Annotated in this window: 8 protein-coding genes and 1 pseudogene; 4 read left to right on the top strand and 5 right to left on the bottom strand. The window is 68.8% G+C overall.

Annotation, left to right across the window (positions count from 1 at the left end; all coding sequences use genetic code 11):
* Positions 1-755: 755 nt before the first annotated feature.
* Positions 756-1,943 (bottom strand): ATP-binding protein, encoded by a 1,188-nt coding sequence (locus JWP65_RS18575; RefSeq protein WP_299766433.1) that lies wholly within the window; start codon positions 1,941-1,943, stop codon positions 756-758.
* Positions 1,943-2,656, bottom strand: a complete 714-nt coding sequence (locus JWP65_RS18570; RefSeq protein WP_299766431.1) for a response regulator transcription factor — start codon at positions 2,654-2,656, stop codon at positions 1,943-1,945. Before JWP65_RS18570 ends, JWP65_RS18575 begins: the two co-directional genes overlap by 1 nt.
* 191 nt (positions 2,657-2,847) lie before the next feature.
* Between JWP65_RS18570 and JWP65_RS18565 the strand changes: the two genes are divergently transcribed.
* A complete protein-coding gene (locus JWP65_RS18565; RefSeq protein ID WP_299766429.1) occupies positions 2,848-3,087 on the top strand; it encodes a hypothetical protein in 240 nt (79 codons plus the stop codon).
* Entirely contained in the window at positions 3,084-3,290 is a 207-nt protein-coding gene (locus JWP65_RS18560) for a hypothetical protein (protein WP_299766427.1), read from the top strand. Before JWP65_RS18565 ends, JWP65_RS18560 begins: the two co-directional genes overlap by 4 nt.
* 33 nt (positions 3,291-3,323) lie before the next feature.
* Here JWP65_RS18560 and JWP65_RS18555 read toward each other — a convergent pair whose 3' ends face one another.
* Positions 3,324-4,694: an MFS transporter gene (locus tag JWP65_RS18555; protein ID WP_299766425.1), complete on the bottom strand. Its 1,371-nt coding sequence runs from the start codon at positions 4,692-4,694 to the stop codon at positions 3,324-3,326.
* Between the two features lie 32 nt (positions 4,695-4,726).
* Here JWP65_RS18555 and JWP65_RS18550 point away from each other — a divergent pair, with 32 nt between their 5' ends.
* Positions 4,727-5,566, top strand: coding sequence for a M48 family metallopeptidase (locus tag JWP65_RS18550; RefSeq protein WP_299766423.1), 840 nt, complete (start codon positions 4,727-4,729; stop codon positions 5,564-5,566).
* A 4-nt stretch (positions 5,567-5,570) separates the two neighbouring features.
* Here JWP65_RS18550 and JWP65_RS18545 read toward each other — a convergent pair whose 3' ends face one another.
* A complete protein-coding gene (locus JWP65_RS18545) occupies positions 5,571-6,209 on the bottom strand; it encodes an MBL fold metallo-hydrolase (RefSeq protein ID WP_299766421.1) in 639 nt (212 codons plus the stop codon).
* Between JWP65_RS18545 and JWP65_RS20190 the strand changes: the two genes are divergently transcribed.
* The gene (locus JWP65_RS20190; RefSeq protein ID WP_367280533.1) at positions 6,208-6,444 is read left to right on the top strand and encodes a serine hydrolase; all 237 of its coding nucleotides are present in this window, start codon (positions 6,208-6,210) and stop codon (positions 6,442-6,444) included. The genes JWP65_RS18545 and JWP65_RS20190 overlap by 2 nt on opposite strands.
* A 347-nt stretch (positions 6,445-6,791) precedes the next feature.
* On the opposite strand, the pseudogene JWP65_RS18535 reads toward JWP65_RS20190, so the two are convergent.
* Positions 6,792-7,192, bottom strand: a pseudogene (locus JWP65_RS18535) (hypothetical protein); the annotation flags it as partial.

Genomic DNA, 7,192 nt, shown 5'->3' with positions numbered 1-7,192 from the left:
CGTGGGGATGAACCGGCTGCGAAGGCGGCGGGCTACTGGACGAGGCTGTGTTCCCCACGTGCGTGGGGATGAAGCGACAACGTTCGACCCATCAGCGACAAACTGTGCGTGTTCCCCACGTGCGTGGGGATGAACCGAACCGCATCGAGGTGAAGCTGGGCGGACTGCGGTGTTCCCCACGTGCGTGGGGATGAACCGACGTCGCGCGTCGTGTCGCCCTCGAGGATGCTGTGTTCCCCACGTGCGTGGGGGATGAACCGCGGCGAGGCAGTTTCATAATTTCACGCAGGGCGTGTTCCCCACTTGCGTGGGGATGAACCGGCGTGGGCCAATGCAAAGGCCGCCCCGCATGCCGCTGCAGGTGGACGCGCCGAAGCGCTGTGTTCCCCACGTGCGTGGGGATGAACCGCGATCAAGGCAATCATTCAAACGGTGCGCAGTAAAGCTGCACGTCTACGAGGAGGAGGGTGCTACGCATGGGAACCCATACAGACAGCGAGTAGTCTTCCCCGCGGATCAACGAAGACCTGTAAAAAACAGCCGCCTCGCGGGTGGCTGCATCGGTCCTTGGAAGGAGGTCGTTGAAAGTCGTGAACCCGATGCGCGCTGCTTGCGGGGCAGAGACCCTGGCCACCGCCGGCGGCCGCTTCATCCTGCGTGTGGCGCAGGCGGTCCCCGGCGCTGCGGATGGCAGCTTTCCTCCTCGGAAAAACGCCGCCGCCTGGCGAGGGGCGAACCAGTCTTTTCGCGCAGCTTTACAGCTGCTCACAGGGCAGCGTCAGCACGAAGCAGGCGCCACCGCCCGGGTTGTCTTCGCAGTGCACTGTGCCGCGGTGCCGCTCGGTGATCGAGCGCACCAGTGCCAGCCCCAGGCCCACGCCGCCTTCGCGTTCGCTGGCGCCGCGCATCCGGTAGAACGGCTCGAAGATGCGCTCGCGCTCGGCCGGCGGCACGCCGGGGCCGCGGTCGCGCACCCGCAGCACGGCGTTCCCGCCCTTGAGCTCCACCGTGATCGCCACCGGACCGTCGCTGTAGCGTCGCGCGTTCTCCAGCAGGTTGCGCACCGCCCGGCGCAGCAGCTTGGCCACGCCGTTGACCACCACCGCACGCTCGGAGTCGCCCAGTTCGGCATCGACGCGCGAAGCTTCCTCGGCCGCCAGCCCCGTCAGGTCGACCGGCTCGATGGTGCCGACGTCGGTTTCGCGGGCGTCGAGCCGGCTGGCCAGCAAAATCTCGTCGATCAGCTGGTCGAGCTCGGCCAGGTTGCGCAGGATTTCCTCGCGCGAGCGCGGCGAAGGCTCGGGCACCATCAGCTCCAGCCCCATGCGGATGCGCGTGAGCGGCGAGCGCAGCTCGTGCGAGGCATTGGCCAGCAGTGACTTGTGCGACTTGACCAGCGTCTCGACCCGTTGCGCGGCGATGTTGAAGCGGCGCGCCAGGAAGGCCACTTCGTCGTTGCCCGCCTCCTTGACGCGCGCCGACAAGTCGCCTTCGCCCCAGCGCTCGACACCGCGGCGCAATTGCTCGACCCGCTGCGTCAGCCGCCGCACGATCGGGTAGCTGCCCAGCGCCACCGCCAGCGCCACCATTCCCAGCAGCCAGATGTAGCCCGAGGTGCTGCGCGGCAGCCAGCGGCGGCCGGGGTCGCGGGGCTCGCCCGGCTGGCGCGCGCGCGGCGGAAACTGCACCGACACACTGGTGCCGTCCTTCATGTCGATGTCGAATTCGAAGCCCTGGCCCGGCACGCGCTGCGGCCGCACCCGGCTCTGGCCCAGGATCTCGCCGGCCTCGTTGCGGATGATCACTTCGCGCATGGGCTGCTGTTCGGCGTTGAGCTGCCACAGCCAGCCGAAGGCGATCGTCAGCAGGCCCACCGTCACGACGACGGCGATCCAGATGCGCAGATAGAGGGGGAACCGCCAGCGGGCGTTCCAGTCGCTCATCAATCCTGCTGCTTGGCGAACACGTAGCCCACGCCACGCACCGTGAGGATGCGCTTGGGGTTCTTGGCGTCGGCTTCGATGGCGGCCCGGATCCGGCCCATGTGAACGTCGATCGAGCGGTCGAAGGCCTCCAGCTCGCGGCCGCGCACCGCTTCCATGATCTGGTCGCGCGTGAGCACCCGGCCGGCGCGCTCGGCCAGCACCACCAGCAGGTCGAACTGGTAGGAGGTCAGCTCGGCGGCCTTGCCGGCCACGGTGACGGTGCGGGCGTCGCGGTCGATCTCCATGGTGCCGAACTTCATGGTCTTGGCCGGCGCGGGCGCGCCTTCGGTGCGGCGGCGCAGGATGGCGCGGATGCGGGCCAGCAGCTCGCGCGGCTCGAACGGCTTGGGCAGGTAGTCGTCGGCGCCCAGCTCCAGGCCGACGATGCGGTCCATCGGGTCGCCCTTGGCGGTGAGCATCAGCACCGGCACCTTGCCGGTCTCGCCCGGCAGCGCGCGCACGCGGCGGCAGACTTCCAGGCCGTCCAGGTCGGGCAGCATCAGGTCGAGCACCACCAGGTCGGGTGCCGTCCCGGAAGGCGGCTCCTCCAGCAGGCTCAGGCCCTTCATGGCGTCGGGCGCGTGCGTCACGCCGAAGCCGGACCGCTCCAGGTACTCGCTGACCATCTGGGCCAGGCGGGTGTCGTCTTCGATCATCAGGAGGTGCTGCATGTGCGGATGGTACTGGGGGACCACCGAAGCGGGGCCCGTTGCTTTACATGGTGGGAGGGGCGCGACTCGGTGGCGCGTCCCCCCGGTAAAGTTGGGTAAATGGGCACCTTCCTCCCGCCGCCCGCCGTGCAGCCAGGGGCAGACACTGTCTTGCGGCGCGCTGGATCTGGCGGCCGGCCGCGCCGCCGCCGTTGCTGGCCCAACTGGCCGGCTCCAGCCTGCTGCCCGAGCGGCTGATGCAGGCCTTCCACGATCGCGGCGTGCCGGTTTGCAACGTCTATGGCGCCACCGAAACGGGGCCGTTCTCCATCGCGCTGCCGCCGGCGCACGCGGTGGACCACGTCGGCCGGCTGGTTCGCCACCGGCGAGCTGGCGCAGCAGGCGCGCGGACGGCAGCTGGCGCATCGTCGGGCGGGCCCGCGAGCTGGTGATCTCGGGCGGCGAGAACATCCACCCAGGCGAGATCGAGCAGGCGCTGCCGGCGCATCCGGCCTCGCAGGAGGCGCTGCAGGCGCACCTGCTGCAGCGGCTGGCGCGCTTCGAGCAGCCGCGTCGCTGGTTCTGGCCGGCGCAGTTGCCGAAGACCGCGTTGGGAAAGGTCCAGCGCAAGCTGCTCGCGCAACTGCATTCCTAGCGTGTGCAAGCCTTGGCGCCGCACCATGCGGCATCAATCGTCGGCCACGATCCCCGGCCGCTGCGGCGGCAGCGTCTTCAGGTTGCGCGTGGCCAGCCACACCAGCAGCAGCACCGGCAGTCCCAGCGCCGCCGTCCAGATGAAGAACGGCGCGTAGCCGAAGGCGTCGACGAACTTGCCGGAAAACCCCGCCAGCCATTTCGGCAGCAGCAGCATCATGGAGCTGAACAGCGCGTACTGCGTGGCCGAGTACTGGATGTTGGTCAGGCTCGAGAGGTAGGCGACGAAAGCGGCCGAGGCGATGCCGCCCGAGAGGTTGTCGGCCGAGACCACGAACACCAGCCCCATCACGTCGTGGCCACGGCCGGCCAGCCAGGCGAACAGCAGGTTGCTGGCGGCGCTGAGCACCGCGCCCAGCATCAGCGTGCGCATCACGCCCAGGCGCAGCGACAGCGCGCCGCCCAGGAAGGCGCCGGCCAGCGTCATGATCACGCCGAAGAACTTGCTGACGGTGGCCACTTCCTCCTTGGTGTAGCCCATGTCGACGTAGAACGGGTTGGCCATGATGCCCATCACGACGTCGCTGATGCGGTAGACGGCGATCAGCCCGAGGATCAGCGCCGCATGCCAGCGGTAGCGGCGGATGAAGTCGGTGAACGGCTCGACCAGCGCCACCTGCAGCCATTGCGCCACCCCGCGCGTCGGCGCCAGCGGCCGGCCCACCGGCTCGGGCGACAGCAGCACCGTGACCATGCCAACGCCCATCGACAACGCCATCACCAGGTAGGCGGTCTGCCAGGCCGCGTGCTGGTAGGCCGAGGCGTCGGCGATCTCCGCGCGCGCCGCGATCCACAGCACGCCGGCGCCGGCCCAGATCATGGCCAGTCGGTAGCCGGTCTGGTAGGCCGCGGCCAGCGCGCCCTGGCGCTCGGTGCCGGCCGACTCGATGCGAAACGCGTCCAGCGCAATGTCCTGGGTGGCGGAGGCGAAGGCCACCAATACGGCGAACCACACCACCGCGTTCAGCGCGTTCCTGGGATCGGTCAGCGCCATGCCGGTCAGGCCCAGCGCGATGACGACCTGCGCCAGCAGCAGCCAGCTGCGGCGGCGCCCCAGCCAGCGCGTGAGCAGCGGGAGCGGCAGCCGGTCGACCAGCGGCGCCCACAGCCACTTCACGCCGTAGGCCAGGCCCACCCATGACAGAAAGCCGATGGTGGTGCGGTCGATGCCCGCCTCGCGCAGCCGAAAGCCCAGCGTGCCCAGCACCAGCAGCAGCGGCAACCCGGCGGAAAAGCCGAGGAACAGCATGCGCAAGGTGGGCGCCTCGAGGTAGACGCGGAGGGTCTCACCCCATGTGGGTCGGGAAGCTTCTGGCTGAGCCGTGCTCGCGGTGGGGTCTGACATGGTTGCGTGTTGTTCGTCTCTATTATTGAGCCATGTGCCTGCTCTGCGTTGCCAAGTCATCGTCCTGGTCGTCCCCGCGCCGGGCCTTCCTGCTGCTTGCGGGCGCCGCCGTGGCCACGCCGCTGCTGGCGCAGGTGGACGTGGGCGAGTCGTCGCGGCTGCGCACGCTGGTGCCGGCGGCCGAACTGGAGGGCGCGGCGTCCAAGCAATACGTGCAGATGCTGGAGCAGGCCCGTGCCAAGCGCGCGCTGGCGCCCGACAGCCATCTGCAGTTGCAGCGGCTGCGCGCCATCGCCAGCCGCATCATCCCGCATGCGACGCGCTGGAACGACCGGGCCAGGCAATGGAAGTGGGAGGTCAACCTCATCGGCAGCCAGCAGATCAACGCCTTTTGCATGCCGGGCGGCAAGATCGCCTTCTTTACCGGCATCCTGGACAAGCTCAAGCTGACCGACGACGAAACGGCGATGGTGATGGGCCACGAGATGGCGCACGCCTTGCGCGAGCACGCCCGCGAACGCATCGCCAAGAGCCAGGGCACGGGCGCGCTGCTGTCGCTGGGCGCCTCGCTGTTCGGCCTGGGCCAGATCGGCGACCTGGCGGCCAACGTCGGCACCCAGCTGCTGACGCTGAAATTCAGCCGCGACGACGAAGTGGATGCGGACCTGGTCGGCCTGGAGCTGGGCGCGCGCGCCGGCTTCAACCCCGCCGCCTCGGTCACCTTGTGGGAGAAGATGGGGCAGGCCGCCGGCGGCGGCGGCGCGCCGGGCTTTCTCTCGACCCACCCGACGGGGCCGGACCGCATCGCGCGATTGCGGGAAAACGTGCCCCGCGTGAAGAGCCTGTACGAGCAGGGGCGCGCCCGCCGCTGACGCTTCAGGTGCCGCCCACGTACGGGTTGGTCTTGCGCTCCTGTCCGAAGCTGCTTTCCGGCCCGTGGCCGGGGATGAAGACGGTGTCGTCCCCCATCGGCCACAGCCGTTGCGTGATGCTGGCGATCAGCGTGGCGTGGTCGCCTTGCGGAAAGTCGGTGCGGCCTATGCCGCCGGCAAACAGAACGTCGCCCACGAAGGCGCGCTGCATTTCCGGCGAATGAAACACCACGTGCCCCGGCGTGTGCCCCGGGCAGTGCCGCACATTGAGCACGTGGCCGGCCAGTTCCACCGTGTCGCCATCGTGCAGCCAGCGCGTCGGCGTGAAAGCCTCGGCCGGCGGAAAGCCGAACATCGCGCCTTGCTCGGGCAGCCCGGTGATCCAGAACTGATCGCCCGGATGCGGCCCGATGATCGGCAGGCCCAGCCGCCGCGCCAGTTCGGCGGTGCCGCCGGCATGGTCGATGTGGGCGTGCGTCAGCCAGATCTGCTCGAGCTGCAGGCCGCGCCGGCCGATCTCCCGCAGCAACGCGTCGAGGTCGCCGCCCGGGTCGATCACCGCGGCGCGGCGGCTGGCGTCTTCGTAGACGACGGAGCAGTTCTGCTGGAAGGCGGTGACGGGGCGGGTGAAGTAGCGCAGCATGGGCAGGGAGAGTGTAGAGAAAAGCGACGATCGTCCGGTCGACACCGACACTGTCTTCGAAGCCGCCTCGCTCACCAAGCCCCTGGCGTCCTTCATTGCCTTGCAACTGGCGGAAGAAGGAAAGCTCGATCTCGCAGCCACGCTGCAATCCATCTGCGGCCCTTACCCGTCGCCAGATGGAGGGACGGGGCGTTCAACGCAGGCAGATCCGGATGGCGGACGGGAACCGCGATGAGATAGCCGGCCACACCATCGGCGGTCTCGGCGGTCTCGGCGGTCTCGGCGGTCTCGGCGGCCAGGCAGGTCCCTGGCGATGCGAGTATCTTTGCCTCGGGCGACTCCCGCGACTGCGGCTCGATCTCCACGTAGCAGTCTTCCTGGAGCCGCAGCACGTCGGGCATGTGTGCAGACTCCAAACATCGAAGCTGATCCTTCCCGCATGATCCGCGGCGCCAGGCACTCCTGCTTGCGAGCGCGCGGAAGACCCTTGGCTGCGGCGCGGACCGAGCAAACTCCAGAAACACAGCCACAGACGTCGCCCTTGTGAACGTCCGGTCCTGGCCGTGCAGCGCCTCTGCGAAGTCAGTGGATGTCCACGCTCACCTTCAGAAAAGTCGCCGGAATGGACGTCGCGCCTTCTCGCGTGCTGCGGTTCTGGGTCGCGAACAGTTGCTCAAGCTCGGTGCGGAGCGCATCGCTGCGCCCGTTCTTTTCGGCTGCGTCAAATGCATTCATCGTCGGGCCGTAATAGCGGCGAAACGCATCGACGAACGCGGACGGGGGGCCGTCGAAATTGAAGGTGTAGGTCTCCCTGTCGCAGGCGATGTCGGCCGCCGGCACGCCGGCGGCACCAAAACGCTCCGCCACGTGGCTCTCGATCCCCCAGGTCATCGGGCTGACAAAGCCTTCGGGTGGGGGCGGCGAGTAGGAGGCGCTGATCTTCAGGATCTGCGCGACCAGCGTGGGATCGTTCGGGATCCAGT

The organism is Ramlibacter sp. (genome assembly GCF_028292805.1).
Lineage (GTDB): Bacteria > Pseudomonadota > Gammaproteobacteria > Burkholderiales > Burkholderiaceae_C > Ramlibacter.
This window is presented reverse-complemented; position numbering and strand designations above follow the sequence as displayed.